The following is a 16,621-nucleotide window of genomic DNA, read 5'->3' as shown; positions in this document are numbered from 1 at the left end:
GTTGTTGGGGCCACAGGGTGGGCACGTGAGAGGTACGTTGGCGACTGTGGTCTGTGCCGACCCGGACGACGAGAGCCGGTCGGAAACGGTGAACGCGCTCGAATCGGCCGGTTTCGACGTGCTGGCAGCCCCGTCTGTCTCGGCCGTCGCGGCCGCGCTCGACGACGCCGACGTCGACTGTGTCGTGACCGCGTTCGCCTTCCCCGACGGGGACGGCTTCGACGTGGTGGGGACGGTGCGTGACCGGCACCCGGACTGCGCCTGTGTCTTCTTCACGCCGGAGTCCCCCTCGGAGTTGCCGCGTGGCGGGCGGGACCAAATCGTCGAGTACGTCCCGCAGTCGGTCCCAGCGGCCCGCGACCGCCTCGTCGACGTCGTCGAGGGCGCCACCGCCGAGGTGACACAGGCGGCCTACCCGCTCCCCGAGGACGAGACCGAGCGACTGTCGGCGGTCCGGGCGTACGACGTGGCCGAACTGTCCGCCGAGGCGACGTTCGAGCGCCTGACGGCGCTGATGACGACGCACTTCGACATCGACGTCGCCTTCGTCGGTCTGGTCGACGAACACGAGGAGCGGTTCGTCGCCTGTACCGGCGCCAACTGGCGGACGCTGGCGCGCGAGGACAGCATCTGTACCCACACCATCCTCACCGACGAGGAGATGGTGGTCGAGGACACCCACGAGGACCCCCGCTTCGCCGAAGTCAGCCGGCTGGACGAACTGCACATCCGGTCGTACGCCGGCGCTCGCATCACCGACGACGAGGGGAACGCGCTGGGCGCGGTCTGCTGTACCGACGACGAGCCACGCTCGTACACGCGAGCGGAACTGGACGACCTCCGGCGGTTCGCCGACGAGGTCGAAGAACAGCTCCTGTTGCGCCGCCGACTCGGCGGCGGGGGTGAGTGAGGTGTCGTTACAGGGGGACACGGTCTACGAGTTCGAGCGCCTGCCGCTGGAACCGGTGGCGACGGGGACGAACCTGCTCGTGACGGGACCGACGCTCGGCGGGACCCGGGACCTGCTCCTGCGCCTCCTGCTCGGCGAGGACGCCGTCCTCATCATCACGGCCGATACGAGCGCTCGCGAGACGCTGGCGGACTTCGAGCGGCTGGGCGGGGCGGGCCCCGATGAGCGGGTCCGCGTGGTCGACTGTTCGCAGGACGACGACGACCTCGGCGAGTTCGTCTCGGCCGTCGGAACGCCCGGGGACCTCACCGGCATCGGCATCGAGTACGCCGGTCAGTACGAATCCGTCTACGCCCGCGGCTACGACAGGGCCCGGACCGGCATCTACACGCTGACGCCGCTGCTGGTCTATAGCGACGACGTCCGGCCGGTGTTCCGCTTCATCAACACGGTCACCAGCCGCATCCGGACCGCCGACGGGCTGGGCGTGTGTGCCATCGACCCCGCGGCTCACGAGGACCAGGTCGTCGGGAGCATCGCCCAGTCGTTCGACGGCCGCGTCGAGGTCCGCGACACCGACGACGGCGTCGAGGTCCGGGTGCGGGGTCTGCCCGACCAGCCGCGCGAGTGGACGGCGGTGCCCGCGCTCCGATAACACAAGCGTTTTCTCCGCCCCCCGCCCGGCTCTCAGTAATGACCGCCTTCACCGCGACCGTCACCGTTCGCCTGAAGCGGGGCGTCCTCGACCCCGAGGCCGAGACCACCCAGCGGCAGCTCGAGCGCCTCGGCTTCGACCTCGACGACCTGCGCTCGGCCGACCGGTTCGAGATCGACCTCGACGCCGAGAGCGCCGACGAGGCCGCCGAGCGCGCCGAGGAGATGGCCGAACGCCTCCTCGCGAACCCGACCATCCACGACTACGACGTGGAGGTCGCCGACCGGGAATGATCGCCGTCACACTGACGCCGATGCTCGGTTCCCACGCGGGGTGGTCACTGTGACCATCGCCGTCATCCAGTTCGGCGGGTCGAACTGCGACCGCGACTCCGTGCAGGCCCTCGAGACGCTCGGCTTCGACGCCGAACTCGTCTGGCACGAGGACGGCCTGCCCGCGGACGTCGACGGCATCATGCTCCCCGGCGGGTTCTCCTACGGTGACTACCTCCGGGCCGGCGCGATGGCTGCCCGCTCGCCCATCATGGACGAGGTTCGGGAGGCCGCCGCCGACGGGACGCCGGTGCTGGGCGTCTGCAACGGCGCCCAGATCGGCTGTGAGTCCGCGCTCACGCCGGGCGTGTTCACCACCAACGAGAGCGCCCGCTTCCAGTGTGAACACGTCCACCTCCGCGTCGAGAACGCCGACACGCCGTGGACCCGCCACTACGAGGCAGGCGACGTCGTCGAGCTCCCCATCGCCCACGGCGAGGGCCGCTACGAGATTACCGACGACCGACTCGACGAACTCGAAGCCGAGGACCGCATCCTCTTCAGGTACTGCGACGCCGAGGGCAACGTCACGCCCGAAGCAAATCCCAACGGCTCGAAACACGCCGTCGCGGGCGTCACCGGCGACTCGGACCACGTCGCCGTTATGATGCCCCACCCCGAGCGCGCGTCGCTCGAGGACCTCGGTCGGACCGACGGCCGCCCCGTTCTCGAAGGCTTCGCCGACTAACACGCCATCTGCGTGCCGACGCGGGTCAGCAGCGTCTGTCCGCCCGCCTCGACCGCGACGCCGTACGTCTGCTTGTTGCAGTCGAACTGGTCGCGCTCGATTCTGTACACGCTCGTCTCGCCGACCGCCGACACCGTGAGCGTGTAGTCCGCCGGCCGGTTGAACACGATGACGGCCGTGCCGTTCTCGGGGAGGGCGACCGTTCGCTCGTACAGCGTCGCGTTCGTCCGGTCGTGCGAGACAGTCAGCGAGATTCCCCGCTTTGGCCCGTTCTGTAACACGAGAACGGCGATGGGCCGGGGTGGCCCGTCGCGTTCGTCGCCGACGTGGACCACCGTTCGGGGAGACGACTCGTTGCGGTAGCGGAACGGGTCCAGCACCGTCGCGCCGTCCGTATCGTTCGTCACTCGGACGTCCGGCGGTGGCTGGAAGGGCCCGACGCCGGCGGCCGCGACGACCGTGACGGCGAGAGCGGCGACACCGACGAGGAGGGCGACTGCGTGGGTGCGGCGCATATCGGCGACGAAACCCCCGACCGGTAACTGTCTTCTGTCCGGTCGCTACGGGCGTGGTCCAAAGGGATAGGAATGGAGTGGGGCCAGTGGAGCGTGTGACATGTTCCGCGGCCCCTACGTATCAGTATAGCCCCCGATGGTAAAAACGCCAGCCTACCGGAGTGAAAGTGAAACCGGCCGTCTCGGGGACTGGGAACAGTCACCACACTCATATCCTGTCGTGACCTACCCGACAGTATGAGCACAGACGAGGCCACCGCCGACGAGTCGGTCCGGGTCTGGCTGGTCGAGCGGACGTACTCCGACGACGAGCAGAACCTCATCGTCCTCACCTACGCCACACCGGACGGTCGCCGGGACTTCCGGAAGGAGCGGGCGCTGACCTCCTACACCGGTGACCACCGGGAGACGCCCGTCTCGATGGCCGTCGACCCGGGCAATCTCGGGCGCGTCGACGACGCCGAGACGCGCGAGCGCTACGCCGGGGAGGCCGAGCGGATGCAGGCGGAGCACGACCCTGACGACGTGCTGTGAGGCCGTCGATGCGGGGCGCCGCCGGCTACCGGGTGGCGTCTGCGTCGGTCAGAGTCAGCGAGACGTAGACGGCGGCGGTCGCCAGCAGTCCGACGCCGACGGCCACCTCGACGGTGAACAGCGACCGGCCGACGTTCACGTACGAGAGCCCGAGCACCAGTAGCACCGCCGGCCCGAACGCGGCGTAGGCGGACAGCAGGCGACGACGCGCCGGCGGCAGGCCCGCGAGTTCGAGCGCCACCGCCATGAGCGTCCCGAGGCCGGCGAGGAGTCCGAGTGGGAGCGCGACGAGCGCGGAGAACTCGACGTTCGCGGCTTCGATGATGGTCACAGTCACTAACAGGAAGGTCGTGACTGCCGCACCGACCGCGACGAGCAGTGTCCGAGGTTGCACGTCGACTGATTGGACGAAATCCGGTATAAACGTACGTGAAAACGGGCCGATTACCGGGCCAGCGGCATCGCGTAACTCGTCTCGCGCTCGATGACGGCCTCGTAGGTGGCCTCGCACTCGCAGTCGACCTGCTGGAAGACGCTGGGGTCCTGACGCAGGTCGAAGTCCTTGATGGCTCGCTGGACCCGGTCGTCGCACTCCCCGCAGTTGTGCGGGCCGCGGTCGCTGCCGTGGCCGACGGGGTCCGAGACGACGATGACGTCCTCGTCGGCGGTCGCTTCGAGCACCGCGGCGACCGACCAGAGCCACGGCGGGCGGTAGCCGCCGTCGTGGTACAGCTCCTCGACCATCGTGTAGCGCTGGACGTTACAGGGGTTCATCGAGACGGTGTGACAGCCCTCGACGGCGGCACAGCGACGGACGGAGCGCTTCATGTCCTCGACGGCCTCCCGCTCGGAGAGGAAGACGGGCTTCATCAGGAGGTAGGCCTTGACGCCGGCTCCCGCGTCCCGTGCCGCGGCACAGGCGTCCTCGAAGTCGGCGAAATCGAAGTACTTGTTCACGCAGTCGTGGCGGACGCGGTCGGTCGCCGTCTCCAGTCCGACGGCCACGTCCGTCTCCAGGCCGGCGTCGACGAAGTCCGAGACGCGTGCTTCCTCGACGAAGTCGGGCAGGGACTCGACGACGATGCGCTCGCGGTCGGCGAAGGTGTCGGCGATGGCCTGCCGGGTCTCGGCGGGCACCTCGCGCTCGTCAAGGAAGCTCCCGGAGGTGTATATCTTGATGAGGCCGCTCTCGTCGTCCGCGTTCTCGGCCTCGTGGTCCAGACAGTGCTGTATCTGTGCCATCAGGTCCTCGTGGGCGACGCTGCCGCCCTCGACGGACTCGGCGACGTAGCCGCACATCGTACACCCGCCGGCGCGGGCCCACCGACAGCCGCCGGTGTTGAGGATGATGGTCAGGCTCTGGTACACCCCGTCGGGCGTGTTGTCCTCGTCCAGCCAGACGCGGGTCGGCTCACGGGGGTCGTAGGTCGAGTCGTTGCGCGAACGGATGTCGCGCATCACCGAGTTGTGGGCGTCCATGCCCTTGCCCTGCTCGTAGACGTCGGGACTGGGCTTGCTCATTACGCCGCTATTGCCGACGGGCGCGTATATCGCCTTCGTTAGGCCTCGCGGGCGAAACGGTCGCGCACCGCCAGCCACCCCACGCCGGCGAGGCCGGCGCCGACGGCGTTGGCGAGGAAGTCCGCGCCGCTCGTGTCACGGGTCGCGACCAGCCCCTGCAGGACCTCGATGCCGGCGCCGTAGCCGACGGCGAGCGTCGCGAGGGCGGCGACGACGGCAGCGGTCCGAGTCCGCTGGCCCCACGCAAGTAGCCCGGTTAGCAGACCGTAGCTCCCAGCGTGGACCCACTTGTCGAGCGCGACGCCGAGCAGCGTCGGCACCGCGTCCACGCCGCTCTCTGGCACCGGAACGAGCGAGGTGACGAGCAAGAGGGCGGCGAACGCGACAGCGGGCGCGTACGGACGGAACCGCGACGGCTTCATACGCGTCGTTCGTCGCGTCAGCCGATAAGTCACGCGGTGCTCAGGCGACGCCGAAGACGAGCGCGAGCGCCCGCAGCCCGACGGCGACGCCGGCGGTGCCGGCCACACCGTACATCGCCGCCCGGTTGCGGTAGCGGACGGCCGCCGTCGACAGCGACCCCACGGCGACGTGGACGTCCTCGGCAAGGACGAGTCCGCCGTCAGTCTCGCGGGCAGTCCCCGCGACGGCGACGTGGTCGCCCGGTGCGACGACCGACTCCTCGTAGCGCCGCGGCTTGTCTCTGTGGTCGCGTTCCACCTCCGGCGCGGGATTCGGGACGTTCTCGGGCGGGCGCTCGTCGGCGCCGAGCGACAGCGTTCGCGTGGCCATGAGGTCCACCGTCGCGCCGTCGGGGTCGACCCACACCGGCCCGCTCCCGTCGTCGACGGCGAAGCGAACGCCGCCGACGCCGCCGTCGCGGACGACCCACTGCTCGCGCTGGCCGATGTCGCCCACGCCGTGGGGGTCGAGCACCTCGACGTCCCACGACCAGCAACACGCCTCGCGGCCGGTGACCGGTGCCGTGGCCGCGGCGTCGGTGACGGCGCCCGTACAGGCGGCCGGACCTGGCGACAGCGACCCGGTCGGCACGTCCCCGTCGGGGTGGAGGCGGCGCCACCGCCGGGCGAACGTGTGACTGCTGGCGAGGCCGACCAGCCCGAGGACCAGCGGCACGGACGAACCGATGGCGAGCATCCCGACGCCGCGGACGTCCGTCTGGGGGTCGAAGACCGCCACGTCGCCGAGGAACCCCATGGCGACGACGGCGGTGAGCGTGACGACGGTAACAGCCGCACCGTCCCGGGGCGTCAGCCCCGCGGGGAGCGCGCTGGCCGGCATCGCGGCCGCCTCGTAGTAGACGTAGGCGGCGGCGAAACAGACGACCAGCAGCGCGAGGCCAAGCAGATACACCGTCAGCGCGTCTGCCATCAGATTCCGGTAGTCGACGGCGGGAGAAAAAGGTGGGGTGGCCTACCGTTCCTCGACGTGGCGCATCTGGACGGCGATGCCCCGCGTCGAGGACTCCATCTCCGCGCCGTGCATCTCGGCGCGGCCGACGCCGAAGGCGGCGTCGCCCCGCACGACGACCTCGTCGCCGACGCGGATGTCGTCGCTGGCGTCGACGATGCCCGGCGCGAGGACCGACCCGTGGGGGACGAACGGCTCTATCTCGACGGTCTTCGTCGGGACGTCGCTCTCGACCCAGCGGCGCGCGCCCGCGAGCGTCAGCGAGAGGACGCCGTACTGCTGGGCCAGCGCCGCCAGTTGCTCGCCATCCTCGTCGTCGGCTCGTAACTGCGGGTACCGCCCCTGTGTACCGATGTCCGGGAACAGCTCGTCGCCGGCACCGGCGCCGAACTGGTAGTCGGCGACGGCCCGTATCGTGTTGGCCTCGCGGGTGGACTTCTGGTAGGTGTCCCACCCCTCAAGTTCGGCCGCGAGGTTGCCCAGCGAATCGGCCGTCGTCGGGTGGTCCGTCACCGTGTAGGTGAAGTCCAGTCCGAGCGAGTCCTCGACGCGCTCGCAGATGTCTCGGTACCCCTCGCCGGGGATGTGGGCGATTATCTCGGGGTAGTCGGCGTCGGCGAGGTAGCGTTCGAGCACCTGCGAGACGAACTCTATCTCGTTGGCGGTCCAGCGGCCTGTCACCACCGAATCGTAGTGCTGTGCGGGGTAGGTGAGTTCGAGTTCCTGGGGGACGACGCCGATGGGCGAGGTCATCGACACCATGTGGGCGCGCCAGTGGACGGCGTCGTGGTACTGCTTGTGGCTCTGGGAGTCGCTGTAGGGTTTGCGGGCCGAACAGGGGACGATGACCAGCGGTCGGTCGTCGAACCGGGGGACGTAGCGGTCGGTCACCCGCTCGGCGAACCGCTGGATCTCGACGCGGCGGATGGAGTCCTCGCTGGCCGCCGAGAGCTGTGCGCGCCGGATGAGCGGCGTCCGCTGTTCGACGTAGCCGTACTGCTGGTCCAGCCGGCGGAACGTCGCGGTCAGCCAGTTGTCCTGTCGAGCCTGTCCCTCGACGTAGTCCCGGAGGCGGCCGTCCCGGATGCGGCGGCGGACCCGTCGCAGCTCGGCGGCGAGGGCGTTGACGTTGTGTTCGACGCAGTCCTCGCGGGTGAACGCCTCACGCGGTTGCTGACAGGCTGGACACGAGCAGGGGAGTTCGTCTAAGTCTTCGAGGAAGTACGCCTCGTCCGTCGTGAGATAGCGGCCCTCGGTGCCGCGAATCACGGCGCGGTGCGGGTCGACCACGTCGACGCCCGCGTAGACGAGCGTCGCGACGTTTCGGGGGGTGGCGACGCCCGGCAGATAGAGGGCGGTGTCGGCGGGGACGGCCTCGCGCGTCGCCGTCACGGCGTCGACGAACGCCGCGGCGTGGCCGACGTAGCCCGGTGCGCCCGCGAGGAGGTACACGTCGCTCCCGAAGTCGTCGGCCGTGTCCGGCGAGACGACGGCCCCGCTGGGGAAGTCGACGTCGGGGTAGTCGGGCGCGAACGCGTCGGCGACCTCGTCCGGTGTGCCGGCGGGCAGGCCGCGGTGTGGGAGTACCGTGACTTGGGAGTCGTCGCCCTCCGGTAGTCCCTGTTCCGTGGGCCAGCGACTGCCGGCGTCGTGGAGGAGACGGTGGACGTCCCCGGGCGTGTCGGCGTCCACGTCGTCGACCAGCGCCGGGGTCGTCACGGACTCGGCGAGGCGCAGTTCGCCCAGTCGCGCGGCGCCGTCGCGCTCGTGGACCTCGAAGTAGTCGGTCATGCCACCTTCTCTGCCACGGGCGCTCAACTATCTTGCTCTTCGAGAGCCGGGACGGGCAAGGGTAATCACCGCGGCGGCCGAAACCGTGCCCATGGAGGTCACAGTGTACGGCCACCTCAGGGGTGCTACGGGCGAGAAGACGGTGACCGTCGACTTCGACGGCGGGACGGTCCGGGAGGCGGTGTCGGCCCTCGTCGCGGCGTACCCGCGCGCCGAGCGCCACCTCTTCGACGACGGCGCCCTCGAATCGAGCGTGCGGCTCTCCGTCGACGGGGCCGCGGTGGACCCGGCGGACCACTGTCCGGCCGACGCGGAACTCAGCGTCCACCCGCCGATGCAGGGCGGGTGAGGCGGGGCGTCCCACAGCGACAGCACCGGTCCGGCGGCCGCCGACCGCCGCGTGACGGCCGTCGAGACGGGCGCCAGACCGCGGCTCTCGCCGGACCGCTTCGGGAGCGGCCGGTTCCACCGCCGGGTCCGCGAAGCTGTCGCGGACAGAGTTGCCGGGCAGTGACCACGCCGGCCCCGGGACAGCGCACGTTCGGCAGCGTGCGGTCGGGGAGGTGAGGGACTACGTGATGCGCTCGTCGCCGTCGGTGATGTCGCCCAGCGGTCTGAGGCGGTACTCGCCGGACCCGGTGTGCTGTTCGAGGACGGCCCGTTCGGTGCGTGGCGGTGCCGTCACCGTCGGCGTCGTGATGACCTCTCGCTCGACGATGGCACAGAACCGCCAGTACCCGTCATCGTCGTCGGACATAACGAGTGGAGTATCGTCCCGCGGCGGACAAAAACGTGCGGTGTGGGCACGTGGGACACTCCGGGAGCCGTGGGGTTTTGCCCCTCGGCCGGTAACGGCCGGGCATGGTCGGGTCCCGAACCGCGACGGCCGCCGTCGGCCTCCTCGTGAGCCTCCTCGCCACCGTAGCGCTCTGGTGGTACTTCGATAGCCTGTTCGTCTTCCTGTTTCTTCCGTTCGTCCCGTTCCTCTTCCGGGGGCTGGGCGACGACGAACCGACCGTCGTCCAGGAGTGTCCCCACTGCGGGTTCCAGGCGACTGTGGAGTCGTACGACTACTGCCCGCGGGACGGCACGCGGCTGGAGCCGGCGTCGGACCGGTAGCGCGCGTTCCTGACAAGCATTTATTACGAGCGCGTTGATAGGTCCGCGTATGTCGGGGGTTCGAAAGGGGACCTGCGAGGACGTACCGGCGGTCCAGCGCGTCGCTCGCCGGGCGTGGCACGACGCCCACGACGACATCGTCGGTGCGGCCACCGTCGACGCGTTCCTCCAGCGGTACTACACACCGTCGCAGCTCGACGACGCCGTCACCGACGCGGACCGCGTGTTCCCCGTCGCGACGGTCGACGGCGACGTGGTCGGGTTCGCCGAGGCCGGGCCGACCGAGGCGGACCGGACGTGGTCACTCGCGCGCTGCTACGTCGACCCGGAGCACTGGCGGGAGGGCATCGGCACGGCGTTGCTCGATGCGATCGAGTCCGACGTCCGGGAGCGCGGCGGGCGACGCCTGCAGTTGGTCGTCATGGCCGGCAACGACGACGCCGTCGCGTTCTACGAGTCACGGGGGTTCCTCCGCGTCGACGACCACTACGACGAGTTCCTCGACGTCGACGGCTACGTCTACGCGAAGTCGCTCTAGTCCGGTCGCTCGGCGACGAGGACGCCGACCTGGTCCGAGACCATCTCGACGGCCGTGAGTGCGTAGCCCGCGTCGGTGAAGGCATCGGCGAGGACGCCGACTGTCGCCGGGTCGTCCACCTCGGGGCTGTAGAAGGGGTCTTCGGGGTTCGGTTCGCCGAAGAACATCACGTCGCCGAGGACGATGCGGCGCGGCCCCAGTTCGGCGAGGACGTCGATGGCCTCGCGCTTCTCGTCGTCGCCGAGGTGGTGCATCGCGAAGTTCGAGGTGACGATATCGACGGCGACGCCCTCGGGCACCTGTGGGTCCCGGAAGCGGCCCTCGCCGAACGTGACGTTCTCGACGCCGGTGTCGGCGGCCTTCTCGCGGGCCTGCTCAAGCATCCCTTCGCTGATGTCGCGGCCGAGAACCTCCCCGGCGGCGTCGGCGACGCCGAAGGCGATGGCGCCCGTCCCGGTCCCCAGATCGAGGACGACGTCGTCGGATTCGGGGTCGGCGTGAGCGACGACGAGGTCCGCACAGGCCCGGTACTCCGGGGAGTCCTGGCTCTCGTCGTAGTCGGCGGCGTGGTCGGAGAAGCGGTCAGCGTGTTCGTCAAGCGACTTCTTCATACCCACCGCTACGGCGGGTGGTGTGAAAGGCGCCGCGGATGCGGTCGACGCCCTGAGAGGGAGAGTCCGAGAGGACAGGGACCGAGCGGGGACCAGGCGGCCAGAGGGGTGGGGTTCGGTGGAGTGGGGTCACGCGCCGCCAGCGGCGTCGACGGCGCGCGTGGGAGCGTCAGCGGTTACGGGACTCTACTTGCCGGACGCGCCGGCCGCGGCCTCGCTCGCGTCGGTCGCGTTGGCCGCCGTGTCGGCGCCCTCACCGCCGCCCGGTGTCAGACCGCTGATGGTCTCACCGATGCCGTCCTTGGCCTCGCCGGCCGAGGAGCCGACCTCCCCGAGGATGTCGCCGACGAATTCCGGTACCTGCGCGGGCAGGTCAGCGGGCGGGCCAGCCTGCATCGCCATCCGTGCCGCGTCGTTTGCGAACGTTGCCATCGTGAGCGGATCTGCTTCGAACATCGCATCTCGGCCTTCCGGGGAGAGGGATAAAGTGGGGGGTGGCCGTGAGCCCGGTTTTCGGTCGGTTTCGGGCCGGCTTTAGGACGGTTAACGCGGATTAAATCGACCTAAATCGAACCGAGCGGGTCGCAGGCGCCCGATTTCGGTTTCGGGCCGATTCGCCACCGAAGGCGTGCCGCGCGCGGCCGGTTACAGGTCGTACTGCTCGCGGACGAGGTGGTCCAGACCCCGGTCCTCGAGCCGGTCCATCGGGGCCAGCATGGTCAGCTGGACGACGCCGGGGAGCCGACCGATTTCGACACCGCCGGTGAACGTACACCGGGTGCGAATCTCGCCCTCGGTCATGTCCAGCAGCGTCCCCGCACGGTCGAAGGCGTTCTCGGTGGCGTCGTTGACCGTCGCGCCGGAGCCGACGATCTGAATGGGGCCCATGTCCGTCTCGACGTCGACGCCGTACTCCGCGCCGAGGGCCTCGCCGGCCGCGACGTCCTCGTCGGTGTACGGTTTGGCGATGTGGGGCAGGTCGTCCCCGTTCGGCAGGAGGACCGGGCCGTCGATGTCCAGCCCCTTGATGACCTCCACGTCGAACTCCGTATGGCCGCTGACGTCGGTGGTGTGCAGGGCCAGTTCGCCGTCGCCCTGGTTGGCGTGCATGTCGCCGACGTAGATGCCGCCGCCGTCGACCTTCACCGGACAGACGAGGATGGCCCCCTCGCGGACGGCGTTGATGTCCATGTGGCCGTCGGTGCGGTCGGCGAGCTCGTCCTCGCTGTCGAGACCCCAGTCGTGGTCGGCGCCAATGAGGAACTGGCCGAAATCCCCGGCGTTGTGCGAGTCCGGCAGTTCGACGGGCGGGGTCGTCCCGATGTTCCCGAGGAACGGTCGGAGGTGCCCGAGCGTCCCCGGCATCTCCGAGGGTTCGTACAGCAGGATGGGGTGCTGGCGGGAGTTCTCCGGCAGCGCCATGGCCTCGTCGGCGCGTCCCGCGAGGTCGTGGGCGGCCTCGCTGTCGACGGTCAGTCCCACCTCGCCGTCGTGGTCGAACACCGCCGTGATGCCGTACTCGAAGGCGAAGGAGGAGGCGTTGGCGCCACACTCCGCACACCGGATGGACTCCTCGCCGGTGCCCTCGACGACGCTCTCGGGCCACTCAGCGCCACACTCCGGGCACTTGTGGTCGACGAACGGGTCGTCGCCGAACGCGCCCTCGCGTTCGTCCATCGACCCGGTGCTGGTAGCGACGCTGGTCACCTCGATGTCCTTGATGTGGATGGCGATGGCGTCGCCGACCTCCGCGCCGTCGACGCGGATGGGCTTCGTCACCTCGTGGCCGCCCCGGAACTCCGGTGTGATCATCGGCCCCCAGCAGGCCGGTGGCGTGTGTGTCCTGACGGTGCCGCCGTCGGCGACTGTCCCCGCCCACTCCTGTTCGGGGCCGACCAGTCCGAGCGTGTACTCGTCCACCTCGAGCTCTTTCGTGACTTGCTGTGACATACCACGCTACTGTTGGGATTAGAATAGAATAAACGTACGGCCAAATCAGCGACCCTGGTTCGCGTTGTCGGCCCAGAGACGACTGCTGGGAGTCGGACTCGCTACTGCTCCGCGGTTCCCGGTGGTCACCGCATCGCTTCGAGGGCCGCTCCCTTCGGTCGCGCCCCTCGCTACTCCCGAGCGTGCAGGTCACGCAATCGCACTCCATCGGGCACCGTCTCCAGCGCCGTCGCGGGCCAGTCGTCGTGGACCAGCGTGAATTCCACGTCGGGGTGCAGGTCGACGAGACGAGCGACCCCGTCGGCGGCGGCCTCGTAGGCGGCGCGGTCGGTCCGCTCGGGCACCTCGGCGGTCAGCGGATACGTCTCCGCGAGGTCCCGCGGATAGGGGCCGAATGGCGGGACGACGCCCCACGTCTCGTCGTAGCGGTCGTTCGACCCGCCCTCGGTCAGGAGCACCGAGTCGGCGTCGAGGTCGAACCGGTCCAACCGCTCGTGGTGGCGCAGCACCTCGGGTCGTCGGGCGCTCTCGGCGGAGGTGTAAAAGAACGCGTCCTTCGAGACCGGGTCGGTCCGTTCGAGCTGCTCGGCGTGGGAGAGCAGTGCGCGGTAGCCGTCGAGCATCGTCGGGTGGCCGCGGGCACGAGAGTCGACCAGTTCCATGAGGTTCCCCGAGCGGATTGCCTGCCGGACAGTGCGGATCTCACCGTAGGTGACGTGGAGGTTGTGCCGGGCCAGCAGGTCCTCGCGGGTGTCGTCGGCCATCGAACGGAGGTCTGCAGGCGTGTGGTCGGTACAGACTGGACACTGACACGGGAACTGTTCGAGGTCGTCCAGCAGTTCGGTGCCCCGAACGGTGAGATAGCGATCGTCGCGGGCGTACAGCGCGTACGCGGCGGAGTCGAAGAGATCACAGCCCAGCGCGGCCGCCATCGCGAACATCATCGGGTGGCCGGCGCCGAACAGGTGGACCGGCCCCGTCTCGCTGAGACCGCGCTTGCAGGCCGCGACCACGTCCGCGAGGTCGGCGTAGCGGTACTCGTTCATCAGCGGGACGACGGCGCCCAGCGGGAACACGTCCAGTCCGGTCGATTTGGCGTCTCTCGCGGCCCGCTCGCGCAGGTCGGGGTACGTCGAGCCCTGCACCGGCGCGGAGACGAGCATCTCGCCGGTGTCGACGCCGGTCGCTCGCTCCAGTCGCTCCTGTGTCGTCTCGAGTTCCGACTCGGCGCGTTCGCGGTCGACGTCCGGCGGCGTTGGGATATCCACCGGTGTCCCGATGTCGGAGCCGATGTCGCGCTGGAACTGGAGAATCTCCTCGGTGGTCACGTCGATGTCGCCGTACTCCGCGAGTTGGAACGACCCCGAGTCGGTCATGATGGCGCCCGAGAAGTCCAGCAGGTCGTGCAGCCCCTGTTCGAGGGCCGGTTCGCGCAGGTCCTCGGAGCCGTGGAGGATGTAGCTGTTCGTGATGAGGATCTCCGCGCCGAACTCGGATTCGAGCGCCGAGGGGTCGACCGTCTGGACGTGGGGGTTAACCACGGGGAGGATGGTCGGGGTCTGGACGGTGACGCCGGCGCGTGGCACCTCGAGCTCGCCGAGACGGCCCGCGGCGTCGTAGGCCCGGACCTCGAAGTTCGTCATTGTCCGTCGTCGGCGGGGCGCGCGCCTAAGGGTTGTGTTCTACAGGTCCGCCGAGTCCAGGCGGTCGACGAGGCCGACGACGTCAGCGTCGAAACTGCGGACAGCGTCGATATCGTGTTGCTGTGCCTGTGCGACGGGAATCGAGTCAGTAAAACTCAGGGTGTAGCCGTCGTAGTCCTGGAGCTCGTCGAAACCGTCTATGAACAGCACGTGAGACACATAGCGAATCTCGACTCTGTTGGAACGTCAGAATCTGATAGGTGTCCCATGTCGGATATAGAGGGTGTCTGCGTCGTCTGATGGGAGTGACCACGTCGTGAGTGCCGCTCGTGGTATACATTTATCTCTCACTGGCACGTATTAGGATGGCAGTCAGCAAGCTTTTCATTTGCTGTATATTCGCATGCCACACACAACCCACCCAACCGTATCTCCAGAATCATCGACCACCGCTCGCCGGCCGTTCCTCAAAGCGCTGGCCACCGCTGGCGTGTTCGGCGCCGTCGGCGCCCACGGACTGACCGGCACTGTCGGCGCCGCCGTTCCCGGCCTCACCGTCGATTATAGGCGGTGCAAAGTCGCGTTCGTCTCGTCGGCGTCGGTCCTCGATGCCATCGCCGTCTACTACGCCGACCGCAACGGGACCCGGTCCGCTCGCTACGACATCGCGCCGACGGTGACGAATCCCCGCGGATACGCCCCGCTGGTGGTCGAGTACGACGCTGACGAGGACCGCACCCAGATTCAACTCGCCGAGCCGCGCGGGGCGTTGGTCTGTGTCATCGCCGAGGCCGGCAGCGACCGCACCGTGGTCACCAATCCGACCGGCATATGCGTCCCGGCGGGGTTCAACACCGGGCCGACGGCGTCGTTCACCGTCTCGGACGACCCCACGCTCGGCGACCCGGTGACGTTCACCGCCACCGCGACCGACCCCGACACCCCCGAACGCCTCGTTCACTCGTGGGACCTCGACGGCGACGGTACCTACGAGACCGGCGGCCAGCAGGCCACGGCCGTCTACGCGACCCCTGGCGAGCAAACGGTCGGCTACCGCGTGACCGACGACTGTGGCGCGACCGATACCACCACCCGGACCATCACCGTCAGCGCCCCGCAGAGCGGTCAGGTGACGAAACTCGTCCCCGCCGACCTCGACTTCAGCGACGACTTCGGCTTCTCGGTGACGGTGGCGGACGGCACCCTCGCCGTCGGAGCCCGGACTGACGACGACGCGGGAGGGGACGCCGGGGCGGTGTACGTCTACGACCTCACCGACCTCGCGGCGGCCCCCCAGAAGCTCGTGCCTGACGGATTAGACGACTTCGACAACTTCGGCCGGTCGGTCGCGGTGGCGGGCGACACCCTCGCCGTTGCGGCCCTCGACGACGATGCGGGAACGAACGCCGGAGCGGTGTACGTCTACGACCTCGCCGACCTCGCGGCGCCCCCACAGAAGCTCGCGCCTGCTGGATTAGACGTCTTCGACGAGTTCGGCTACCCGGTGGTGATGGCAGGCGACACGCTCGTCATCGGGGCCCTCGGTGACGACGACGTGGCATGGAGCGCGGGGGCGGTGTACGTCTACGACCTCGCCGACCTCACGGCGCCCCCCGAGAAACTCACCCCTGCCGACCTCGGCGAGGGCGACAACTTCGGCATCGCGGTGGCAGTGGCGGGCGAGACCCTCTCCGTCGGAGCCCGGAACCACGATGGCGGTGGCGCGGGAACGCGCACCGGTGCGGTGTACGTCTACGACCTCACCGACCTCTCGGCGACCCCACAGAAGCTCGTCCCCGACGAAGTGAACCCCTTCGACCGCTTCGGCCGGACGGTCGCGGTGGCGGGCGACACGCTCGCGGCCGGAACCATCATCGACGGCGGTGCAGGGGCCGGAGCGGTGTACGTCTACGACCTCACCGACCTCTCGGCGGCCCCCCAGAAACTCACGCCTGCTGACCCTGGTGACTTCTTCGGCTTCTCGATGGCGGCAGCGGGCGATACCCTCGCCATCGGAGCCGTGGCTGACGACGACGCTGGGGCAGATGCCGGTGCGGTGTACGTCTACGACCTCGGCGACCTCACGGCGCCCCCCGAGAAACTCGTGCCTGACGGACTAGACGCCGGCGACCTCTTCGGCTTCTCGGCGGCGGCAGCGGGCGACACCCTCGCCGTCGGAGCCCGGACTGACGACGACGGCGCGCCGAACGCAGGGGCGGTCTACGTGTTCCAGTAGCCAACTCGGTTCCTGTTCGGCGTAGCCCGTGCTCGCGGAGTCGTTTCGCAGCCTCGATAGAGTTGCCCCGCTTGAGCGGCAGCGTCACCGCCTCGTCGTAGACGTAGCCGGTCATGTACTGCTGTCCGAATCCACCCGAGGGTCCCG

The 16,621-nt window shown here is 69.3% G+C and carries 21 protein-coding genes; 9 read left to right on the top strand and 12 right to left on the bottom strand.

Annotated elements, in window-relative coordinates; translation table 11 throughout:
* Positions 1 to 25 precede the first annotated feature (25 nt).
* Genes ACV7GQ_RS02020 through purQ form a run of 4 tightly spaced genes read left to right on the top strand, consistent with a single transcriptional unit; the run spans position 26 to position 2,585 of the window.
* Positions 26 to 910: a GAF domain-containing protein gene (locus ACV7GQ_RS02020; protein ID WP_470311888.1), complete on the top strand. Its 885-nt coding sequence runs from the start codon at positions 26 to 28 to the stop codon at positions 908 to 910.
* A 1-nt stretch (position 911) separates the two neighbouring features.
* Complete coding sequence (locus tag ACV7GQ_RS02015) at positions 912 to 1,565, top strand: DUF7504 family protein (protein WP_470311887.1); 654 nt, start codon at positions 912 to 914, stop codon at positions 1,563 to 1,565.
* A gap of 38 nt (positions 1,566 to 1,603) precedes the next feature.
* Positions 1,604 to 1,858: a phosphoribosylformylglycinamidine synthase subunit PurS gene (purS, locus tag ACV7GQ_RS02010; protein ID WP_470311886.1), complete on the top strand. Its 255-nt coding sequence runs from the start codon at positions 1,604 to 1,606 to the stop codon at positions 1,856 to 1,858.
* 49 nt (positions 1,859 to 1,907) lie between these two features.
* A complete protein-coding gene (purQ, locus tag ACV7GQ_RS02005) occupies positions 1,908 to 2,585 on the top strand; it encodes a phosphoribosylformylglycinamidine synthase I (protein ID WP_470313130.1) in 678 nt (225 codons plus the stop codon).
* Here purQ and ACV7GQ_RS02000 read toward each other — a convergent pair.
* Entirely contained in the window at positions 2,582 to 3,100 is a 519-nt protein-coding gene (locus tag ACV7GQ_RS02000; RefSeq protein WP_470311885.1) for a hypothetical protein, read from the bottom strand. The genes purQ and ACV7GQ_RS02000 overlap by 4 nt on opposite strands.
* Before the next feature lie 237 nt (positions 3,101 to 3,337).
* Between ACV7GQ_RS02000 and ACV7GQ_RS01995 the strand changes: the two genes are divergently transcribed.
* Complete coding sequence (locus ACV7GQ_RS01995; protein ID WP_470311884.1) at positions 3,338 to 3,634, top strand: DUF7967 family protein; 297 nt, start codon at positions 3,338 to 3,340, stop codon at positions 3,632 to 3,634.
* Between the two features lie 25 nt (positions 3,635 to 3,659).
* Here ACV7GQ_RS01995 and ACV7GQ_RS01990 read toward each other — a convergent pair whose 3' ends face one another.
* Genes ACV7GQ_RS01990 through arcS form a run of 5 tightly spaced genes read right to left on the bottom strand, consistent with a single transcriptional unit; the run spans position 3,660 to position 8,377 of the window.
* Positions 3,660 to 4,028 (bottom strand): DUF8147 domain-containing protein, encoded by a 369-nt coding sequence (locus tag ACV7GQ_RS01990; protein WP_470311883.1) that lies wholly within the window; start codon positions 4,026 to 4,028, stop codon positions 3,660 to 3,662.
* 50 nt (positions 4,029 to 4,078) lie between these two features.
* Positions 4,079 to 5,155 (bottom strand): archaeosine biosynthesis radical SAM protein RaSEA, encoded by a 1,077-nt coding sequence (locus ACV7GQ_RS01985; protein ID WP_470311882.1) that lies wholly within the window; start codon positions 5,153 to 5,155, stop codon positions 4,079 to 4,081.
* A 38-nt stretch (positions 5,156 to 5,193) separates the two neighbouring features.
* Positions 5,194 to 5,577, bottom strand: coding sequence for a VanZ family protein (locus ACV7GQ_RS01980; RefSeq protein ID WP_470311881.1), 384 nt, complete (start codon positions 5,575 to 5,577; stop codon positions 5,194 to 5,196).
* Between the two features lie 40 nt (positions 5,578 to 5,617).
* Complete coding sequence (locus tag ACV7GQ_RS01975; protein WP_470311880.1) at positions 5,618 to 6,547, bottom strand: GIDE domain-containing protein; 930 nt, start codon at positions 6,545 to 6,547, stop codon at positions 5,618 to 5,620.
* Between the two features lie 42 nt (positions 6,548 to 6,589).
* A complete protein-coding gene (gene arcS / locus ACV7GQ_RS01970) occupies positions 6,590 to 8,377 on the bottom strand; it encodes an archaeosine synthase subunit alpha (RefSeq protein ID WP_470311879.1) in 1,788 nt (595 codons plus the stop codon).
* A 91-nt stretch (positions 8,378 to 8,468) separates the two neighbouring features.
* Between arcS and ACV7GQ_RS01965 the strand changes: the two genes are divergently transcribed.
* Positions 8,469 to 8,726, top strand: a complete 258-nt coding sequence (locus tag ACV7GQ_RS01965) for a ubiquitin-like small modifier protein 1 (protein WP_470311878.1) — start codon at positions 8,469 to 8,471, stop codon at positions 8,724 to 8,726.
* 222 nt (positions 8,727 to 8,948) lie between these two features.
* Here ACV7GQ_RS01965 and ACV7GQ_RS01960 read toward each other — a convergent pair whose 3' ends face one another.
* Complete coding sequence (locus ACV7GQ_RS01960) at positions 8,949 to 9,134, bottom strand: hypothetical protein (RefSeq protein WP_470311877.1); 186 nt, start codon at positions 9,132 to 9,134, stop codon at positions 8,949 to 8,951.
* A gap of 104 nt (positions 9,135 to 9,238) precedes the next feature.
* Between ACV7GQ_RS01960 and ACV7GQ_RS01955 the strand changes: the two genes are divergently transcribed.
* Together ACV7GQ_RS01955 and ACV7GQ_RS01950 are read left to right on the top strand one after the other, a co-directional pair.
* A complete protein-coding gene (locus tag ACV7GQ_RS01955; protein ID WP_470311876.1) occupies positions 9,239 to 9,496 on the top strand; it encodes a hypothetical protein in 258 nt (85 codons plus the stop codon).
* A gap of 49 nt (positions 9,497 to 9,545) precedes the next feature.
* The gene (locus tag ACV7GQ_RS01950; RefSeq protein ID WP_470311875.1) at positions 9,546 to 10,034 is read left to right on the top strand and encodes a GNAT family N-acetyltransferase; all 489 of its coding nucleotides are present in this window, start codon (positions 9,546 to 9,548) and stop codon (positions 10,032 to 10,034) included.
* Here ACV7GQ_RS01950 and ACV7GQ_RS01945 read toward each other — a convergent pair.
* From ACV7GQ_RS01945 to ACV7GQ_RS01925, 5 genes are all read right to left on the bottom strand, one after another.
* Positions 10,031 to 10,645, bottom strand: coding sequence for a class I SAM-dependent methyltransferase (locus ACV7GQ_RS01945; RefSeq protein ID WP_470311874.1), 615 nt, complete (start codon positions 10,643 to 10,645; stop codon positions 10,031 to 10,033). The genes ACV7GQ_RS01950 and ACV7GQ_RS01945 overlap by 4 nt on opposite strands.
* A 186-nt stretch (positions 10,646 to 10,831) precedes the next feature.
* Positions 10,832 to 11,077, bottom strand: coding sequence for a hypothetical protein (locus tag ACV7GQ_RS01940; protein ID WP_470311873.1), 246 nt, complete (start codon positions 11,075 to 11,077; stop codon positions 10,832 to 10,834).
* Between the two features lie 213 nt (positions 11,078 to 11,290).
* Positions 11,291 to 12,595 (bottom strand): acetamidase/formamidase family protein, encoded by a 1,305-nt coding sequence (locus tag ACV7GQ_RS01935; protein WP_470311872.1) that lies wholly within the window; start codon positions 12,593 to 12,595, stop codon positions 11,291 to 11,293.
* Positions 12,596 to 12,765: 170 nt separating this feature from the next.
* Entirely contained in the window at positions 12,766 to 14,238 is a 1,473-nt protein-coding gene (gene tgtA, locus ACV7GQ_RS01930) for a tRNA guanosine(15) transglycosylase TgtA (RefSeq protein ID WP_470311871.1), read from the bottom strand.
* Between the two features lie 39 nt (positions 14,239 to 14,277).
* On the bottom strand, positions 14,278 to 14,457 hold the full coding sequence (locus tag ACV7GQ_RS01925) for a hypothetical protein (RefSeq protein ID WP_470311870.1): 180 nt from the start codon (positions 14,455 to 14,457) through the stop codon (positions 14,278 to 14,280).
* 184 nt (positions 14,458 to 14,641) lie between these two features.
* Between ACV7GQ_RS01925 and ACV7GQ_RS01920 the strand changes: the two genes are divergently transcribed.
* Positions 14,642 to 16,474 carry a PKD domain-containing protein gene (locus ACV7GQ_RS01920; RefSeq protein WP_470311869.1) on the top strand — a complete coding sequence of 611 codons (1,833 nt, stop codon included), beginning with the start codon at positions 14,642 to 14,644 and terminating at the stop codon, positions 16,472 to 16,474.
* Positions 16,475 to 16,621 lie beyond the last annotated feature (147 nt).

It is taken from the genome of Haloarcula sp. MBLA0163, assembly GCF_055632435.1.
The sequence above is the reverse complement of the archived record's forward strand: the minus strand, read 5'-3'. Positions and strand labels throughout refer to the sequence as shown.